This window comes from Pseudomonas sp. UBA7500 (assembly GCF_002478435.1).
GTDB classification, from domain to species: Bacteria; Pseudomonadota; Gammaproteobacteria; order Pseudomonadales; family Pseudomonadaceae; genus Aquipseudomonas; species Aquipseudomonas palmensis.
This window is the reverse complement of the sequence record NZ_DLNW01000003.1, coordinates 135,492-152,754: the sequence shown is the minus strand read 5'-3', so window position 1 is coordinate 152,754 and position 17,263 is coordinate 135,492. Positions and strand designations below refer to the sequence as shown.

The following is a 17,263-nucleotide window of genomic DNA, read 5'->3' as shown; positions in this document are numbered from 1 at the left end:
GAATGCAGTCCTTCAGGGCTGTTTGCGAGTGGTGCTGGTTGAGTCCACGACGCGCAGAAAATGTTCGGCGACGTCGAGCATGCGGTTGGCGAACCCCCATTCGTTGTCGAACCAGGCCAGCAGGTTCACCAGGCGGGGGCCGCAAACGCGGGTCTGGCTGGCATCGACGATGGCCGAATGTGGGTCATGGTTGAAATCACAGCTGGCGTGGGGCAGTTCGGTGTAGGCCAGCAACCCCTTGAGCGGGCCACTCAGGGCCGCTTCACGCAGCACCTGGTTGACTTCGGCCGCGGTGGTATCGCGGGCGGTCTGCAGGGTGATGTCCAGGCACGACACGTTCACCGTCGGCACGCGTACCGCTTTGGCCTGGATTCGCCCGGCAAGTTCCGGCAGCAGGCGTTCGATACCCCGCGCGAGCCCGGTAGACACCGGAATCACCGACTGGAACGCCGAACGGGTGCGGCGCAGGTCTTCATGGTGGTAGGCATCGATCACCGGCTGGTCGTTCATTGCCGAGTGGATGGTGGTGATCTGCACGTACTCGATGCCGAAGGCCTGGTCGAGCACACGCAGCAGCGGCACGCCGCAGTTGGTGGTGCAGGAGGCGTTGGATACCAGCCGTTCGCCGCCTTCAAGGCAATCCTGGTTGATGCCGTAGACAACGGTGGCGTCGACATCCGCCTCGCTGGCCATCGGCTGGGAAAACAGCACCCGTGGTGCGCCGGCGTCGAGGAAACGCTGGCCGTCGGCGCGGGTGTTGTAGGCCCCGGAGCATTCGAGCACCAGGTCGACGTCGAGCGCGGCCCAGTCGATGCCTTCGGGGGTGGCGCTGCGCAGTACTTTGACGCAGTCGCCATTGATATGCAGACAATCGCCGTCGACCCTGACCTCACCGGGAAAGCGCCCGTGGGTGGAGTCGAAGCGTGTCAGGTATTCGAGGCTGGCCTGATCGGCCAGGTCATTCAGTGCAACGATCTCGAAGCCCGCGCTGGCCCCCCGCTCAAAGAGTGCGCGCAGGACGCAACGACCGATGCGGCCGTAGCCGTTGAGTGCAACTTTGTAGGGACGCGGTTGGGGCATGGGATGCTCACGGAACAGAATGTTATCTGCAACCTGCAGGAACCGAGTCGCGGCAATCGCGGGTCAAGCCCGCTCCCACAAGGACACTCGTGATCCCTGTGGGAGCGGGCTTGACCCGCGATGGGTTCAACGCCGCTCCAACTGGTTTTATCAGTCTTCCAGCAGCTCTTCAGCCGTACCCAGGATGTTTTCCAGGGTGAAGCCGAACTCTTCGAACAGTGCCGAAGCCGGCGCCGACTCACCGTAGGTGGTCATGCCGATGACGCGGCCTTCCAGGCCCACGTACTTGTACCAGAAGTCGGCGTGGGCAGCTTCGATGGCAATCCGCGCGCCCACCTGCAGTGGCAGAACCGACTGCTTGTAGCTGGCGTCCTGGGCATCGAACACGCTGGTGCATGGCATCGATACCACGCGCACCTTGCGGCCCTGCTCGGTCAGCTTGTCGAACGCCTGCACCGCCAGGCCCACTTCGGAACCGGTGGCGATCAGGATCAGCTCAGGCTCGCCTGCGCAGTCCTTGAGCACGTAGCCACCACGGCTGATGTCGGCGATCTGGCCGGCGTCGCGGGTTTGGTGCTGCAGGTTCTGACGCGAGAAGATCAGCGCCGAAGGGCCGTCCTTGCGCTCCAGGGCGTGCTTCCAGCTCACGGCCGATTCGACCGCGTCGGCCGGACGCCAGGTGTCCAGGTTCGGCGTGGTACGCAGGCTGGTCAGCTGCTCGATCGGCTGGTGAGTCGGGCCGTCTTCGCCCAGGCCGATGGAGTCGTGGGTGTAGACGTGGATCACGCGCTGTTTCATCAGGGCCGACATGCGCACGGCATTGCGGGCGTATTCCATGAACATCAGGAAGGTCGCGCCGTAAGGCACCAGGCCGCCGTGCAGGGCAACGCCGTTCATGATGGCGGTCATGCCGAACTCGCGCACGCCGTAGTACATGTAGTTGCCGCTGGCATCTTCGGCGCTGACGCCCTTGCAACCTTTCCACAGGGTCAGGTTGGAGCCGGCGAGGTCCGCCGAGCCACCGAGGAACTCCGGCAGCAGCGGGCCGAAGGCGTTCAGGGTGTTCTGGCTGGCCTTGCGGCTGGCGATGCTTTCGCCCTTGGCGTCCACTTCGGCGATATAGGCGGCAGCCTTCTCGGCGAAGTCGGCTGGCAGTTCGCCGCTCAGGCGACGCTTGAGTTCGCTGGCCAGCTCAGGGAAGGCTGCGGCGTAAGCAGCAAAGCGCTGGTCCCAGGCGGCTTCGGCGGCGGCGCCGGCCTGCTTGGCATCCCACTCGGCATAGATGTCGGCCGGGATTTCGAACGGGCCGTGGTTCCAGTTCAGGGCCTGGCGGGTCAGGGCGATTTCGGCATCGCCCAGTGGCGCGCCGTGGCAGTCTTCCTTGCCGCCCTTGTTCGGCGAACCGAAGCCGATGGTGGTCTTGCAGCAGATCAGGGTCGGCTGCGCGCTCTTGCGCGCGGTCTCGATGGCGGTCTTGATCTCTTCTGGGTCGTGACCGTCGACATTGCGGATCACCTGCCAGTGGTAGGCTTCGAAACGCTTCGGCGTGTCGTCGGTGAACCAGCCTTCGACTTCGCCGTCGATGGAGATGCCGTTGTCGTCGTAGAAGGCGATCAGCTTGCCCAGGCCCAGGGTACCGGCCAGTGCAGCAACTTCGTGGGAAATGCCTTCCATCATGCAGCCATCACCCAGGAACACATAGGTGTGGTGGTCGACGACGTCGTGGCCTGGACGGTTGAACTGGGCGCCCAGCACTTTTTCGGCCAGGGCAAAGCCCACGGCGTTGGCCAGACCCTGGCCCAGCGGGCCGGTGGTGGTCTCGACGCCTGGGGTGTAGCCGAATTCCGGGTGGCCCGGGGTGCGGCTGTGCAGTTGACGGAACGCCTTGAGGTCGTCGATCGACAGGTCGTAGCCGGTCAGGTGCAGCAGCGAGTAGATCAGCATCGAGCCGTGGCCGTTGGACAGCACGAAGCGGTCACGGTCGGCGAAGTGCGGGTTGCTCGGGTTGTGCTTCAAGAAGTCACGCCAAAGAACCTCGGCGATATCCGCCATGCCCATCGGGGCACCGGGATGGCCGCTGTTGGCTTTTTGCACGGCATCCATGCTGAGGGCACGAATGGCGTTGGCACGCTCACGACGGCTGGGCATCGCTTGTCTCCTGGGGGGCTTGAATATTAACGAACGGAAAAAGGCGGCCATTTTCGCCCAGGCACGTGCCCGGGGGCAATCACGGATGGTCGATGAGGGACGTTTTTAGTGCGATTGAGCGACTAATCCCGTGTTGCGCCGACAAAACGGCAGAAATTGTCGCCCGCCATGCCGGGCCGGGCCCGCCCATCGAGCAATATCAAAACTTTTTGATATAGAACTTGCGAGGCCGCTGCACGCTGACTAGACTGCCGCCCATGAACCTTCACGCCCCCTCCATCGACCCCGAGCAAAGCGACGCGCTGGCTGCCCTGTGCAAGGCCGGCGGCGACCCGCTGCGGCTGAACGTGCTGCGCGCGCTGGCCAGCGATTCGTTCGGGGTGCTGGAGCTGGCGCAGATCTTCGCCATCGGCCAGTCGGGCATGAGCCACCATCTCAAGGTACTGGCCCAGGCCGACCTGGTGGCCACCCGGCGCGAAGGCAACGCGATCTTCTATCGCCGCGCACTGCCCGACAGCCAGCGCCTGGGCGGCAAGCTGCACGGGGCGCTGCTGGAGGAGGTCGACGCGCTGGAACTGCCGGCCGAGGTGCAGGCGCGCATCGGCCAGGTGCAGGTGCGCCGGGCCGCCACCAGCCAGGATTTCTTCCTGCGTGTGGAAGAGAAGTTCCGCGCCCAGCAGGACCTGATCGCCGGCCTGGCGCAGTACCGCGAAAGCCTGCTGGCGCTGCTCGACAAGCTCAGCTTCGACCCGCTGGCCAGCGCCCTGGAGGTCGGCCCCGGCGATGGCGAGTTTCTGCCCGAACTGGCGCGGCGCTTCACCCACGTCACCGCCCTGGACAACAGCCCGACCATGCTCGAGCTGGCGCGCCAGGTGTGCCAGCGCGAGCGCCTGGCTAACGTAACCCTGCTGTTGGCCGATGCCCTGCATGCAACGGATGTACAGGCCGACTGCGTGGTGCTGAACATGGTGCTGCACCATTTCAGCGAGCCTGCCCAGGCCCTCGGGCACCTGGCCAAGCGTGTCAGACCAGGCGGAAGCCTGTTGGTAACAGAACTGTGCAGCCACGACCAGAGCTGGGCGCGCCAGGCGTGCGGCGATCTCTGGCTGGGCTTTGAACAGGATGATTTGGCCCGTTGGGCCAGCGCCGCGGGGCTGGTTCCCGAGGACAGCCTCTATGTGGGCTTACGTAATGGTTTCCAGATTCAGGTTCGCCACTTTCAGCGACCACCTGGCGACACTCACCATCGGTAAATTTTAGGAACCCGTCGAGATGAGCGAATACTCCCTTTTCACCTCCGAGTCCGTGTCTGAAGGGCATCCGGATAAAATCGCCGACCAGATTTCGGATGCGGTGCTCGACGCCATCATCGCCGAAGACAAGTTCGCCCGCGTGGCGTGCGAGACCCTGGTGAAAACCGGTGTGGCCATCATCGCCGGCGAAGTGACCACTTCGGCCTGGGTCGACCTCGAAGAAATCGTGCGCAACGTGATCGTCGACATCGGCTACAACAGCTCCGACGTCGGTTTCGACGGCGCCACCTGTGCGGTGATGAACATCATCGGCAAGCAGTCGGTAGACATCGCCCAGGGCGTTGACCGCAGCAAGCCTGAAGACCAGGGCGCGGGCGACCAGGGCCTGATGTTCGGCTACGCCAGCAACGAAACCCCGGAGCTGATGCCAGCCCCGATCAGCTTCTCGCACCAGCTGGTGCAGCGTCAGGCCGAAGCGCGCAAGTCCGGCCTGTTGCCGTGGCTGCGCCCGGACGCCAAGTCCCAGGTCACCTGCCGCTACGAAGGCGGCAAGGTGGTGGGCATCGACGCCATCGTGCTGTCCACCCAGCACAACCCGGACGTGTCCTACGCCGACCTGCGCGAAGGCGTGATGGAGCTGATCGTCAAGCACGTGCTGCCGGCCGAGCTGCTGCACAAGGACACCCAGTTCCACATCAACCCCACCGGCAACTTCATCATCGGTGGCCCGGTGGGCGACTGCGGCCTGACCGGCCGCAAGATCATCGTCGACACCTACGGCGGCATGGCCCGTCACGGGGGGGGCGCTTTCTCCGGCAAGGACCCGTCCAAGGTTGACCGTTCGGCCGCCTACGCCGGTCGCTACGTGGCCAAGAACATCGTTGCCGCTGGCCTGGCCGAGCGCTGCGAAATCCAGGTGTCGTACGCCATCGGCGTGGCCCAGCCGACCTCGATCTCGCTGAACACCTTCGGCACCGGCAAGGTTGCCGACGAGAAGATCATCCAGATCGTGCGCGAGTGTTTCGACCTGCGTCCGTATGCGATCACCACCATGCTCGACCTGCTGCACCCGATGTACCAGGAAACCGCGGCCTACGGTCACTTCGGCCGCACCCCGCAGGTCAAGACCGTGGGCGACGACACCTTCACCACGTTCACCTGGGAACGCACCGACCGTGTCGACGCGCTGCGCGCGGCCGCCGGGCTGTAAGCAACACCCGGTACAAGCAACACCCGGTAAACAAGAGCCCCTGCCAGGCGACTGGCAGGGGCTTTTTCTTGCCTAGGCTTGAAGTTCCACCCGCCGAGCAAGGACGCTCGCCATGCCCTTCAAGCTGTTGTCCGGCCTGCTGTTCGCCAGCACGCTCGCCTGTACCCCAACCACCGCCCTCGCCCGGCCCTGCCCCGACTGGCCACCGGCAGTGGCGCAAAGCGAACTCAAGCAGCTGGGCGAGCGCCTGGCCGACTGGGACGATCATTACCATCGCCTGGGCGTGGCGTTGATCAGCGACGAGCTCTACGACCAGAGCCGGGCGCGCCTGCAACACTTGCAAGCCTGCTTCCCCGGCACCGGTGCACCCCCGGCAGACCCGCTCGGAACCGCCACCGGCCCGTTGCGCCACCCCATCCCCCACACCGGCCTGAACAAGTTGCCCGACGAAGCCGCCGTGCGCGCCTGGATGCACGGCAAGCAGGACCTCTGGGTACAACCCAAGGTGGATGGCGTGGCCGCCACGCTGGTCTATGCAAAGGGCCGGCTGGTGCGCCTGATCAGCCGCGGCGACGGCGCCTACGGGCATGACTGGAGCCGCCACCTGCCGGCACTGGGCGCCCTCCCCCACACGTTGCCCGAACCTCTGGACCTGATACTGCAAGGCGAGCTGTTCTGGCGCCTGGACGGGCATGTGCAGGCCGCAGCGGGCAGCCGGAATGCCCGCGGCAACGTCGCCGGGTTGCTGGCGCGCAAGCAGCTCACCCCCGCGCAGGGCGCGGTGGTCGAGCTGTTCGCCTGGGCCTGGCCGCAGGGCCCCCTGGACCAGCGCGAGCGCCTGGCACGCCTGAGCGCCCTGGGCTTTGCCTACAGCGAGGCGTTCAGCCAGCCGGTGCAGACCTTCGACCAGGCCGCCCACTGGCGCCAGCACTGGTACCGCACGCCACTGCCATTCGCCAGCGACGGCGTGGTGCTGCGCCAGGGCCGGCGTCCGCCCGGCGAGCGCTGGCAGGCCCGGGCGCCGTACTGGATAGCGGCATGGAAATACCCCTTCGCCCAGGTACTGGCCGAGGTGCGACGCGTGCAGTTCAACGTGGGGCGCACCGGTCGCATCACCCCGGTGCTGCAACTGGCACCGGTGCAGTTGGATGACCGCACGGTGCGCCAGGTCAGCGTGGGCTCGCTAAGACGCTGGCAGCAACTGGACATTCGCCCGGGCGATCAGGTGGCGATCAGCCTGGCAGGCCTGACCATTCCCCGTCTGGACGGCGTGGTGCACCGCGCCCTCGAACGGCGCGAGATGGAGGTACCGGCAGCCGATGCGTTTCATCCGTTGAGCTGCTGGGAGCTGAGCGCCGGGTGTCGTCAGCAGTTCCTGGCCAGGTTGCAGTGGCTGGGCGGCAAGCAGGGCCTGGCACTCCCAGGTGCCGGGCCGGCCAGCTGGGAGCGCCTGGTCGACGCCGGCCAGTTGCGCACACTGGCCGATGTGCTGGAACTGCCCGCCGAACATCCGTTGTACCCCGCCCTCGAACAGGCCCGTCAGCGACCCTTTGCCACCTGGGCGCGAGCCCTGGGTATGCCGGCCCCGCGTGCGTTGGCAGCGGGGGACACCTGGGCCGCACTGGCTGCCCGCGATGCGGCGCAATGGCAGGCCGAGCCCGGCGTGGGTGCCCACCGTGCCGGCCAGTTGCTGGCCTTTTTCGCTCACCCGCAGGTGCAGGCCCTGGCGGCGCGGTTACGTGAACATACAATCGAGGGTTTCTAAATTTGTCGGATCAGGGCAGCATCATGGGTTTCTGCCAAGCCCGCGACCACGGAGCCACTATGAAACTGCTTTCCCCGCTTGCCCTGTTCGCCGCCTGCTCGCTGCTCGCCACTTCGCTGATGGCTGCCGAGGAACAACCCGGCCTGACCGGCTGCGCTGCCAAGAAGCAGGCGATCAGCGAACAGATCGAACAGGCTCGCGCCCACGGCAACAGCGCCCAGCAGGCCGGCCTCGAGAAGGCCCTGAGCGAAGTGACCGAGCACTGCACCGATGCCGGCCTGAAGAAACAGCGTGAACAGAAGGTGCTGGATGCCCGTCATGAAGTGACGCAGCGCACCAAGGACCTGGACAAGGCCATGAAGAAAGGCGACGCCGACAAGATCAACAAGCGCAAGGACAAACTGGCCGAGTCGAAGAAGGAACTGCAACAGGCGCTGGATGAGCTGGAGAAGTAGTCCGCGTTGAACCCTTCGCCGGCAAGGCCGGCTCCTACGTACAGCGCGCCACCTGTAGGAGCCGGCCCTGCGGCGAAAAGGCCGGCCAGCTCACCCCATCAATGATTGCGAAACTCGGTATGACAGGCCTTGCACGCCGCTTCCACCTTGCCCATCGGGGCCACGACCGCCGCAGGCTCCAATGGCTGAGTACGGGTCTGGGCGACCAGCTCGCCGGTCACCTGCTCCATCTGCCGCGCCAGCTCCTGGAAGCGCGCCTGCTTTTGCCACACATCGGGCGTGGCGCTGCTGTCCTCCTCGCGCACCTGCGGGAAATGCTGCCACGGCTGGTGCGACAACGCGTCGAGCTTCACCGCACCATCGGCAAATTTCTGCCCGTCGAACGCCAGCCGGCCACGCAGCATGCCGCCGAGGTCTTCGCTGGTCTTGAGCATCTGCTTGAAAATCGCCTTGCGCTGGCCCAACGGCGAGTTGGGGTCGACACCGCCACAGGCGCTCAGGGCCAGGCAGGCCACCAGGATCACAGTCATTCGCTTGAACATCATGCTTGGCTCGGCACACGGAAAAAGGCGGCCAGTATCCCCGCCTTGCCGGCAAACACCAATACCCCTACCAAAAACAAGGGTTGCCTGGCCGCCCTGAACGCCAGGCACACCGTAGAGGACTACCCCGCATGAAAACCGCCCTGAGCCGCCTTGGCCTGACCGCCGCGTTGCTGGCCCTGCTGGTCGGCTGCAACGGCAGCGCCCCGGATAAATCCGCACCGCACCCGCTCGCCACCTACAGCCCAGCCACCTGGAAAGACCTGCCCAAGGTCTCCGACAGCGACCTGCTGGCCGGCTTCAATGCCTGGCGCAGCGCGTGCGAGCGCCTCAAGAACGATCCGGTCTGGGCCACCCCCTGCGCTGCTGCGGTGCAGGTGCCCGACGACGCCACCCAGGTGCGTGGCTTTTTGCAGACGCAGCTCGAGGTGTACGGCCTGCGCTCGGCCGAAAACAACGCCAACGGCCTGATCACCGGCTACTACGAACCGGTGTACCCCGGCAGCATGACCCGTACCGCCACGGCCAACGTGCCGGTGTATGGCATCCCCGATGACCTGGTGGTGGTGGCGCTCGACAGCATCTACCCCGAACTCAAGGGCAAGCGCCTGCGCGGTCGCCTGGACGGGCGCGTGCTCAAGCCCTACGACACCGCCGGGGTGATCCAGCAGCAAGGCGTCAAGGCGCCGGTGCTGGCCTGGCTGACCGACCCGATGGACCTGCAGTTTCTGCAGATCCAGGGCTCCGGGCGCATCCAGCTCGAAAGTGGGCAGCAGCTGCGCGTGGGCTATGCCGACCAGAACGGCCACCCGTATCGCCCGGTGGGCCGCTGGCTGGTCGAGCAGGGCCAGCTCAAGAAGGAAGACGTGACCATGGGCAGCATCCACGCCTGGGCCCAGGCCAACCCGAGCCGCGTGCCCGAGCTGCTGGCCAGCAACCCCAGCTACGTGTTCTTCAGTACTCGCCCGGACAGCAACGAAGGCCCGCGCGGTTCGCTGAACGTGCCGCTGACCGCCGGCTACAGCGTGGCTATCGACCGCAAGGTGATCCCGCTGGGCAGCCTGCTGTGGCTGTCGACCACCCGCCCGGACGGCGCGCCGGTGGTACGCCCGGTGGCCGCGCAGGACACCGGCGGGGCCATCACCGGCGAAGTGCGCGCCGATCTGTTCTGGGGTACCGGCAGCGAGGCCGGCGCTCTGGCCGGGGACATGAAGCAGCAGGGTCAGATCTGGCTGCTGTGGCCCAAGGGCGCGGCACTGCCGGTGGTGCCGCAGGTGGAAGGCAAGTAGCTCAGGCCGAGACCACGAAGAAGCTGACGATCAGGCCGATGCCCGCGAACCACACCACCGAGCGCAGCGCGGCCCAGTCGGCCAGGTAGCAGATGATGTAGAGCAGGCGGCTGGTGATGTAGAGCACCGCCAGCACGTCCTGGGTGACCTGCTCGGCATTGCCGACGATGTCGGCGATCACCACCGCCGCGACGAACGCCGGAATCGACTCGAAACTGTTGAGCTGCGCCGCATGGGCGCGGCGCGGCAGGCCTTCGAGCTTGTCCAGAAAACCGCGCGGGTCATGGTTCTGTCGCAGGCTGAAGCGACCACTGCCGAACTTGGCGATGCTGGTGCACACGAACGGCAGCAGCAACGCGATCAATACACACCAGAAAGCGACGGTCATGGCAGGGGTCCTTGTTGTTGGGGTCAGAGTTTCATGATCAGCATGCCGATCAGTACCAGTGCACAAGCTAAGAGCCTCGGCCCGCCGAAAGGTTCTTTGAGGTAGCGCATGCCCATCAGCACCACCAGGATCACGCTCACCTCGCGCAGCGCCGCAGCCTCGGCCACCGAGCCCAGTTGCATGGCCCACAGTACCAGCGCGTAGCTGGACAGCACGCACAACCCCACGGCCAGGCCCAGCTTCCACTGGCTGCGCCAGAACTGCACAAACGGCGCGCGCCGGGCCACCGTCGCCAGCAACGGGAACGGCCAGGCGCTGATCAGCGTCAGCCACACCAGGTAGTCCAGCGGCTGCGACCACAGCCGGATCGCGCTGCCGTCGAGCCAGGTGTAGCAGCCGATGCACAGGCCGATCAGCGCCACCACCGGCAGCATCGACCAGGGCAGACGTTCGCCGCCACCGCCCTGCCACAGCAGGCAGGCCATGCCGCACGGGATCAGCAGAATGCCGAAGATCTGCTGGGTGCTCAGCGTCTCGCCGGCAAAGGTCAGGGTCAGCGCCAGCACCACCAGCGGCGACAACCCGCGCATCAGGGGGTAGACCAGGCCCAGGTCGCCGACCCGGTAGGCCTTGATCAGCAGGTAGCGGTACAACAGCTCGAACGCCGCCGAGGCCAGCATCCACGGCCAGATCTCGGGCGGCGGTACCTGCACGAACGCCACCATCGCCAGGGCGAACAGCAGCGCCACCACGTCCATGCTGGCAATCACCAGCAGACGCTCGCCGCTGAACTTGATCAGGGTGTTCCAGGTGGCATGCAGCAGGGCGGCGATCAGCACCAGCGAAGTGGCGAGCACGGTTGAGTTCCTGGGTAGTGCACGGCTGCGCAGTTTCAACCAGGCGCAACAAAACAGCCAGCCTGCGGTCAACGTTGATCGAAAAAGTGTGTCCTGAACCTCGCGCCGGCGCATCCAAGCCCTGCCCGAGCCATTCGGGCACTGACTTGGAAGCCATTACAGGACCTAGGATGCTTGAGCTAGTTGCCGCGTTTATTTGCCTCACCACCCTCCTCACCTATGTGAACTACCGCTTTATCGGCCTGCCGCCGACCATTGGCGTGATGGTCACTGCACTGCTGTTTTCCCTGATCCTCCAGGGCCTGAGCGTCATCGGCTACCCGGGCCTGGAAGAACGGGTGCAGGGCCTGATGAGCCAGATCGACTTCAACGACCTGCTGATGCACTGGATGCTGGCGTTCCTGCTGTTCGCCGGGGCGCTGCACGTTAACCTGGCCGACCTGCGCGACTACCGCTGGCCGATCGGCCTCCTGGCCACCGTCGGCGTGCTGATCGCCACCGTGGTGATCGGCTACCTGGCACACTGGATCTTCGCCCTGTTCGGCTGGCACGTGAACCTGCTGTACTGCCTGCTGTTCGGCGCACTGATCTCGCCCACCGACCCGATTGCGGTGCTCGGCGCCCTGCGTACCGCCAATGCGTCCAAGCCGCTGAAGACCACCATCGTCGGCGAGTCGCTGTTCAACGACGGCACCGCGGTCGTGGTGTTCACCGTGCTGCTGGGCATCGCACAACTGGGCGAGACCCCGAGCGTGAGCGACACCGCGATCCTGTTCGCCCGCGAGGCCATCGGCGGCGCGCTGTTCGGTGCGGTGATCGGCTACGTCACCTACCGCATGATCAAGAGCATCGAGCAGTACCAGGTGGAGGTCATGCTGACCCTGGCGCTGGTGATCGGCGGCTCGGCCGCAGCCTACGAACTGCACGTCTCGGCGCCCATCGCGATGGTGGTAGCGGGCCTGATCATCGGCAACCTGGGTCGCAACCTGGCTATGAACGACATGACCCGGCGCTACATGGACGGCTTCTGGGAACTGATCGACGACATGCTCAACGCGCTGCTGTTCGCGCTGATCGGCCTGGAGCTGTTGCTGCTGCCGTTCTCGTGGATGCACCTGGCTGCGGCCGGGGTGCTGGCAGTGGCGATCCTGCTGTCGCGTCTGCTGACCGTGGCGCCGGCGATCGTCATGCTGCGCCGCTGGAGAACGGTGCCGCGCGGCACCATCCGCGTGCTCACCTGGGGCGGCCTGCGCGGCGGTGTGTCCGTGGCCCTGGCGCTGTCGCTGCCATCGGGCCCCGAACGTGACCTGCTGCTGAGCATCACCTACATCGTGGTGCTGTCGTCGATCCTGCTGCAGGGCCTGAGCATCGGTCGCGTGGTGCGCGGGGTTACCGAGCAGCCTTGACCGGCGAGGGGCTGCCCAGCAGCCCCAGCAGATGCCGCATGGCCACTGGCCGGCGCGGCGTCGAGCCGTGCAGCACCACCAGTGCCCGCGCGTGGCGCGGGTCATCGCCCAGCGGCCAGGCACAGATGCCCTCATGGGGCATGCCGGCCCATTGCGGCACCAACGATACCCCCATGCCCTGGGCCACCAGCATCACGATGGTTTCCAGCGCATCCAGCTCGCACAGCAACTGCGGCGTGATCAGTTGCTCATCCAGGTAGCGCTGGGCGATCTGCCCGCCCCACGACTGTGCGTCATAGCGAATGAACGGGTGCTCGCGCAGCAATGTATCGGGGGCCAGCGCGGCCTGTGCAGCCGGCGCGATCAGAATCAGCGGCTCGACCTTGAGCACCTGCAGCGCCAGTGCCTTGGGCAGCGTGAAGGGCGGGCGCACCAGAATCGCGGCATCCAGTTCGCCGCCGAGCACCTTCTCGTACAGGCTGCGCGAATCACCCGGGGTGATCTGCAGCTTGAGCCCCGGCGCCGATCGCGCCAGACGCTCGATAAGCCCCGGCAATACCCCGGTCAACGCCGTCGACACCGCGCCCACCCTGACGTCCCCCGTCAATCCGTCCTGGCTCAGGTCGTGCTGCAGTTCACGCGCCTGCTCGATGATCGCCTGGATTCTGGGCAACAGCAGCAGGCACTGGTCCGAGGGGCGGATGGCATGCGCAGTACGCAGCAGCAAGGTGCAGCCCAGTGTGCGTTCCAGCGCCTGCACGCGCTGGCTGATCGCCGCTGCCGTGCGGTTCTCGCGACGCGCGGCCGCGGCAATCGAGCCGGTTTCCACCACTGCCACCAGGCTTTTCAGAAAGCGCACATCCATAAGTTTTTCTTTCGCTCAGAGCAAGGCAAAGCCGTTTTACCCCGTCACACGGCCTACTTACCCTCAACGCTCAACCACACGGGGGATACGCCATGAACAGACCCTTTCACGCTGCATACCACGTTTGCGACCTGGAACAGGCGCGTACTTTTTATCGAGATGTTCTGGGCTGCACCGAAGGGCGCAGCACCGCGACCTGGGTCGACTTCGACTTCTTCGGCAACCAGCTCTCGTTGCACCTGGGCACGCCGTTCGCCACCACCCGTACCGGGCAGGTTGGCGAGCACAAGGTACTGATGCCGCATATCGGCGTGGTACTGCCACTGGACGAGTGGATGACCCTGGCCGTGCGCCTCACCCGGCGCGGCCTGGCATTCGAGATCCCACCGGTGGTGCGCTTTGTGGGCGAGCCGGGCGAACAACGCACGATGTTCTTCCTCGACCCCAGCGGCAATCCGATCGAGGTCAAGGGCTTCAAGGATTTCGCCGGCCTGTTCGCGCAGTAACGCACCCTTCGCACTCCCCACAACCACAACAACAAGGGGCACCCCATGGGCATTCGCACACCTTCCAGCCTGGTCACGCGCATCATTATCGGCCTGGTCGCCGGCGTGATCGTCGGCATCCTTCTCAACCAGTTCCCCGAGCACAAGGTCTGGTTCATCGACAACCTGCTGCAGCCGGCCGGCGACCTGTTCATCAAGCTGATGAAGATGATCGTGGTACCGCTGGTGTTCGCCTGCATGACCGTCGGCATCGCCGGCGCCGGCAGCACGCGCGCCCTGGGCCGGGTCGGGATGAAGACGTTCGTGTACTTCTTCACCATCACCAGCATCGCGATCCTGTTCGGGCTGGTGGTCGGCAACGTGTTCCAGCCCGGCGCCGGCGCGGACTTCAGCAGCACGCTGCAGGCACCGGTCACCACGCTGGCATCCAGCACCGAAACGCAGAACCTGGGGCGCACCCTGGTGGCCATCGTGCCGGACAACATCGTGCTGGCCATGGCCGAGGGCAAGCTGCTGTCGGTGCTGTTCTTCGCCATCCTGTTCGGCTGCGCCCTGTCGATGCTGCCCCAGCAGCAGAAGGCACCGTTGATCAGCGTGATGCAGGGCGTATCGGACACCATGTTCAAGGTCACCCACCTGGTGATGCACTACTCACCCATCGGCATCTTCGGGCTGATCGGCGTCACCGTTGCCAGCTTCGGCCTGAGCGCACTGCTGCCACTGGCCAAGCTGATCGGCATTACCTACGTCGCGGTGCTGCTGTTTGCGCTGTGCGTGCTGGGGGCGGTGGCCAGGCTGGCGGGGGTGCGGTTCTTCCACCTGTTGCGCGAGATACGCAGCGAGTTGCTGCTGGCCTACAGCAGCGCCGCCTCGGCCACGGTGATGCCGCAACTGATCGAGAAGATGGAGCGCTACGGCGCGCCACGCCCGATCACCAGCATGGTCATTCCGTTGGGGTATTCATTCAACCTCGATGGCGCGTCGCTGTTCGCAGCGCTTGGCACGCTGTTCATCGCCCAGGCCTATGGCATCGACCTGGGCCTGGCTGACCAGGCGATGCTGGTGCTGATCATGGTGCTGACCTCCAAGGGTGCGGCGGGGGTGCCGGGCTTCATGTTCATCATCCTCACCGCCACGCTGACCGCGGCAGGGCTGCCGGTCGAGGGCGTGGCGATCATCGCCGGGGTGTATCGGCTGATGGACATGCCGGTCACTGCACTCAACGTGCTGGGTAACGCACTGGCGCCACTGGTGATCGCACGCTGGGAGGGCCAGCTCAAGGCACCTGGCCAAACCGCCCCCGCCAGCCCCGCTGCCCCCGACTTGAAGCTTGAAGCTTGAACTGTGCAGCTACCGCCGTCATTCCACCGAGGTATCGAACTGATCCTTGATGAACTTGATCTCGGTACGCCCATGGGGTGCAGGCAAGCCGTCCTCACCCAGGTTGACGAAGACCATCTTGTCGACGGTGAGGATGCTCTTGCGGGTGATCTTGTTGCGCACTTCGCATTTGAGGGTGATGGAGGTGCGGCCGAATTCCGTGGCGGTGATGCCCAGCTCGATGATGTCGCCCTGGCGCGAGGCGCTGACGAAGTTGATCTCCGAGATGTACTTGGTCACCACACGCTGGTTGCCCAGTTGCACGATCGCGTAGATCGCCGCCTCTTCGTCGATCCAGCGCAACAGGCTGCCACCGAACAGGGTGCCGTTGGGGTTGAGGTCTTCGGGTTTTACCCATTTGCGGGTGTGAAAGTTCATGCGTACTCCTGACCGTCTTGCCAATCGATGCCGACAATGATGGCAGAGCCTGCCGGCGGCCTCCATTGAACATCGACTATCGTCTCGATTAATTGACAGAAAGCCTTGGGCCGATGCGCGGGCGCAGCTATAATCGCCAACGCTTCACAGACGGTCATCACCACTCGATGCCGTTCCCGCCACCTGTCCGAGGGGCGCTGCAGCAGGTTCTCCTGTCAGGCTCGGATGGGGCGTTGCCTGCACGGGGTTCCCCGCACGGGCACTAAACGCACAACGGCGCCCATTCGCACACTACGAATGGAGGCTCTTGATGAGCGCTGTAAACACGCCTGCAGATTTTACCGACTACAAAGTCGCCGACATGTCCCTGGCTGCCTGGGGCCGCCGCGAAACCATCATCGCCGAGTCCGAAATGCCGGCCCTGATGGGTCTGCGCCGCAAGTACGCCGCTGAACAGCCGCTCAAGGGTGCAAAAATCCTCGGCTGCATCCACATGACCATCCAGACCGCCGTGCTGATCGAAACCCTGGTCGCGCTGGGCGCCGAAGTTCGCTGGTCGTCGTGCAACATCTTCTCCACCCAGGATCAGGCCGCTGCCTCCATCGCCGCCGCCGGCATCCCGGTGTTCGCCTGGAAGGGCGAGACCGAGCAGGAATACGAGTGGTGCCTGGAGCAGACCATCCTCAAGGATGGCGCGCCATGGGATGCCAACATGATCCTCGACGACGGCGGCGACCTCACCGAGCTGCTGCACAAGAAGTACCCGCAGGTACTGGACCGCGTTCACGGCGTGACCGAAGAGACCACCACCGGTGTGCACCGTCTGCTCGACATGCTGGCCAAGGGCGAGCTGAAGATCCCGGCGATCAACGTCAACGACTCGGTCACCAAGAGCAAGAACGACAACAAGTACGGCTGCCGTCACAGCCTCAACGACGCCATCAAGCGCGGCACCGACCACCTGCTGTCGGGCAAGCAGGCGCTGGTGATCGGCTACGGTGACGTGGGCAAGGGTTCGGCCCAGTCGCTGCGTCAGGAAGGCATGATCGTCAAGGTCTCGGAAGTCGACCCGATCTGCGCCATGCAAGCCTGCATGGACGGCTTCGAGCTGGTTTCGCCGTTCATCGACGGTATCAACAACGGCACCGAAGCCAGCGTCAACAAGGCCCTGCTGGGCAAGATCGACCTGATCGTGACCACCACCGGTAACGTCAACGTGTGCGATGCCAACATGCTCAAGGCCCTGAAAAAGCGCGCCGTGGTATGCAACATCGGTCACTTCGACAACGAAATCGACACCGCCTTCATGCGCAAGAACTGGGCATGGGAAGAGGTCAAGCCACAGGTTCACAAGATCCACCGTACCGGCCCTGGCGATTTCGACGCGCAGAACGACGACTACCTGATCCTGCTGGCCGAAGGCCGCCTGGTGAACCTGGGCAACGCCACTGGCCACCCGAGCCGCATCATGGACGGTTCGTTTGCCAACCAGGTACTGGCACAGATCTTCCTGTTCGGCCAGAAGTACGCCGACCTGTCGCCGGCCCAGAAAGCCGAGCGCCTGACCGTTGAAGTACTGCCGAAAAAACTCGACGAAGAAGTGGCCCTGGAAATGGTCCGCGGTTTCGGCGGCGTGGTAACCCAACTGACCAAACAGCAGGCCGAGTACATCGGCGTGACTGTTGAAGGCCCGTTCAAACCAGACGCCTACCGCTACTGATGGGCCAAAGCCGGTAACGCT

16 protein-coding genes and 1 riboswitch are annotated in these 17,263 nt (G+C 65.0%); of the genes, 9 read left to right on the top strand and 7 right to left on the bottom strand.

The genetic code is table 11. The features are described 5' to 3' along the window. Positions 1-12 precede the first annotated feature (12 nt). Positions 13-1,080, bottom strand: a complete 1,068-nt coding sequence (epd, locus tag B4I46_RS03605; protein ID WP_043863599.1) for an erythrose-4-phosphate dehydrogenase — start codon at positions 1,078-1,080, stop codon at positions 13-15. Between the two features lie 150 nt (positions 1,081-1,230). Then, positions 1,231-3,228 carry a transketolase gene (tkt, locus tag B4I46_RS03600; RefSeq protein ID WP_043863600.1) on the bottom strand — a complete coding sequence of 666 codons (1,998 nt, stop codon included), beginning with the start codon at positions 3,226-3,228 and terminating at the stop codon, positions 1,231-1,233. Positions 3,229-3,485: 257 nt separating this feature from the next. Between tkt and B4I46_RS03595 the strand changes: the two genes are divergently transcribed. From B4I46_RS03595 to B4I46_RS03580, 4 genes are all read left to right on the top strand, one after another. Further along, positions 3,486-4,481 (top strand): ArsR/SmtB family transcription factor, encoded by a 996-nt coding sequence (locus B4I46_RS03595; RefSeq protein WP_043863601.1) that lies wholly within the window; start codon positions 3,486-3,488, stop codon positions 4,479-4,481. 19 nt (positions 4,482-4,500) lie between these two features. Beyond that, entirely contained in the window at positions 4,501-5,691 is a 1,191-nt protein-coding gene (gene metK / locus B4I46_RS03590) for a methionine adenosyltransferase (RefSeq protein WP_286898673.1), read from the top strand. 112 nt (positions 5,692-5,803) lie between these two features. Further along, complete coding sequence (gene ligB / locus B4I46_RS03585; RefSeq protein WP_100632921.1) at positions 5,804-7,456, top strand: NAD-dependent DNA ligase LigB; 1,653 nt, start codon at positions 5,804-5,806, stop codon at positions 7,454-7,456. Between the two features lie 59 nt (positions 7,457-7,515). After that, positions 7,516-7,911 carry a DUF1090 domain-containing protein gene (locus B4I46_RS03580; protein WP_043863604.1) on the top strand — a complete coding sequence of 132 codons (396 nt, stop codon included), beginning with the start codon at positions 7,516-7,518 and terminating at the stop codon, positions 7,909-7,911. Positions 7,912-8,009: 98 nt separating this feature from the next. Here B4I46_RS03580 and B4I46_RS03575 read toward each other — a convergent pair whose 3' ends face one another. Continuing rightward, the gene (locus B4I46_RS03575) at positions 8,010-8,456 is read right to left on the bottom strand and encodes a c-type cytochrome (protein WP_286898671.1); all 447 of its coding nucleotides are present in this window, start codon (positions 8,454-8,456) and stop codon (positions 8,010-8,012) included. Positions 8,457-8,584: 128 nt separating this feature from the next. On the opposite strand from B4I46_RS03575, the gene B4I46_RS03570 reads away from it, so the two are divergent. Further along, complete coding sequence (locus B4I46_RS03570; protein ID WP_054915759.1) at positions 8,585-9,742, top strand: murein transglycosylase A; 1,158 nt, start codon at positions 8,585-8,587, stop codon at positions 9,740-9,742. Position 9,743: 1 nt separating this feature from the next. Here B4I46_RS03570 and B4I46_RS03565 read toward each other — a convergent pair whose 3' ends face one another. Further along, entirely contained in the window at positions 9,744-10,130 is a 387-nt protein-coding gene (locus tag B4I46_RS03565) for an MAPEG family protein (protein WP_054915760.1), read from the bottom strand. A gap of 23 nt (positions 10,131-10,153) precedes the next feature. Then, positions 10,154-10,987, bottom strand: coding sequence for a DMT family transporter (locus B4I46_RS03560; RefSeq protein WP_104573011.1), 834 nt, complete (start codon positions 10,985-10,987; stop codon positions 10,154-10,156). Between the two features lie 170 nt (positions 10,988-11,157). Between B4I46_RS03560 and B4I46_RS03555 the strand changes: the two genes are divergently transcribed. After that, positions 11,158-12,393, top strand: coding sequence for a cation:proton antiporter (locus B4I46_RS03555; RefSeq protein ID WP_043863609.1), 1,236 nt, complete (start codon positions 11,158-11,160; stop codon positions 12,391-12,393). On the opposite strand, the gene B4I46_RS03550 is transcribed toward B4I46_RS03555, so the two are convergent. After that, positions 12,377-13,258 carry a LysR family transcriptional regulator gene (locus tag B4I46_RS03550; RefSeq protein WP_054915762.1) on the bottom strand — a complete coding sequence of 294 codons (882 nt, stop codon included), beginning with the start codon at positions 13,256-13,258 and terminating at the stop codon, positions 12,377-12,379. The genes B4I46_RS03555 and B4I46_RS03550 overlap by 17 nt on opposite strands. A gap of 92 nt (positions 13,259-13,350) precedes the next feature. Between B4I46_RS03550 and B4I46_RS03545 the strand changes: the two genes are divergently transcribed. Both B4I46_RS03545 and B4I46_RS03540 read left to right on the top strand, forming a co-directional pair. Beyond that, on the top strand, positions 13,351-13,764 hold the full coding sequence (locus B4I46_RS03545; RefSeq protein ID WP_116052532.1) for a VOC family protein: 414 nt from the start codon (positions 13,351-13,353) through the stop codon (positions 13,762-13,764). A 45-nt stretch (positions 13,765-13,809) separates the two neighbouring features. Next, positions 13,810-15,105 carry a cation:dicarboxylate symporter family transporter gene (locus B4I46_RS03540; RefSeq protein ID WP_178083059.1) on the top strand — a complete coding sequence of 432 codons (1,296 nt, stop codon included), beginning with the start codon at positions 13,810-13,812 and terminating at the stop codon, positions 15,103-15,105. 18 nt (positions 15,106-15,123) lie between these two features. On the opposite strand, the gene B4I46_RS03535 is transcribed toward B4I46_RS03540, so the two are convergent. Next, positions 15,124-15,522, bottom strand: coding sequence for an acyl-CoA thioesterase (locus B4I46_RS03535; protein ID WP_043863612.1), 399 nt, complete (start codon positions 15,520-15,522; stop codon positions 15,124-15,126). A gap of 183 nt (positions 15,523-15,705) precedes the next feature. Beyond that, a riboswitch (S-adenosyl-L-homocysteine riboswitch) is annotated at positions 15,706-15,811 on the top strand. Between the two features lie 21 nt (positions 15,812-15,832). On the opposite strand from B4I46_RS03535, the gene ahcY reads away from it, so the two are divergent. Beyond that, on the top strand, positions 15,833-17,242 hold the full coding sequence (ahcY, locus tag B4I46_RS03530) for an adenosylhomocysteinase (protein ID WP_286898662.1): 1,410 nt from the start codon (positions 15,833-15,835) through the stop codon (positions 17,240-17,242). Positions 17,243-17,263 lie beyond the last annotated feature (21 nt).

What these genes read in the sequence shown, in the direction of transcription:
- B4I46_RS03550 (WP_054915762.1), bottom strand. Translation starts at nt 13,258, where the DNA reads ATGGATGTGCGCTTTCTGAAAAGCCTGGTGGCAGTGGTGGAAACCGGC.
- metK (WP_286898673.1), top strand. Translation starts at nt 4,501, where the DNA reads ATGAGCGAATACTCCCTTTTCACCTCCGAGTCCGTGTCTGAAGGGCAT.
- epd (WP_043863599.1), bottom strand. Translation starts at nt 1,080, where the DNA reads ATGCCCCAACCGCGTCCCTACAAAGTTGCACTCAACGGCTACGGCCGC.
- ahcY (WP_286898662.1), top strand. Translation starts at nt 15,833, where the DNA reads ATGAGCGCTGTAAACACGCCTGCAGATTTTACCGACTACAAAGTCGCC.
- ligB (WP_100632921.1), top strand. Translation starts at nt 5,804, where the DNA reads ATGCCCTTCAAGCTGTTGTCCGGCCTGCTGTTCGCCAGCACGCTCGCC.
- B4I46_RS03540 (WP_178083059.1), top strand. Translation starts at nt 13,810, where the DNA reads ATGGGCATTCGCACACCTTCCAGCCTGGTCACGCGCATCATTATCGGC.
- B4I46_RS03535 (WP_043863612.1), bottom strand. Translation starts at nt 15,522, where the DNA reads ATGAACTTTCACACCCGCAAATGGGTAAAACCCGAAGACCTCAACCCC.
- B4I46_RS03595 (WP_043863601.1), top strand. Translation starts at nt 3,486, where the DNA reads ATGAACCTTCACGCCCCCTCCATCGACCCCGAGCAAAGCGACGCGCTG.
- B4I46_RS03565 (WP_054915760.1), bottom strand. Translation starts at nt 10,130, where the DNA reads ATGACCGTCGCTTTCTGGTGTGTATTGATCGCGTTGCTGCTGCCGTTC.
- B4I46_RS03575 (WP_286898671.1), bottom strand. Translation starts at nt 8,456, where the DNA reads ATGATGTTCAAGCGAATGACTGTGATCCTGGTGGCCTGCCTGGCCCTG.
- B4I46_RS03570 (WP_054915759.1), top strand. Translation starts at nt 8,585, where the DNA reads ATGAAAACCGCCCTGAGCCGCCTTGGCCTGACCGCCGCGTTGCTGGCC.
- B4I46_RS03545 (WP_116052532.1), top strand. Translation starts at nt 13,351, where the DNA reads ATGAACAGACCCTTTCACGCTGCATACCACGTTTGCGACCTGGAACAG.
- tkt (WP_043863600.1), bottom strand. Translation starts at nt 3,228, where the DNA reads ATGCCCAGCCGTCGTGAGCGTGCCAACGCCATTCGTGCCCTCAGCATG.
- B4I46_RS03555 (WP_043863609.1), top strand. Translation starts at nt 11,158, where the DNA reads ATGCTTGAGCTAGTTGCCGCGTTTATTTGCCTCACCACCCTCCTCACC.
- B4I46_RS03580 (WP_043863604.1), top strand. Translation starts at nt 7,516, where the DNA reads ATGAAACTGCTTTCCCCGCTTGCCCTGTTCGCCGCCTGCTCGCTGCTC.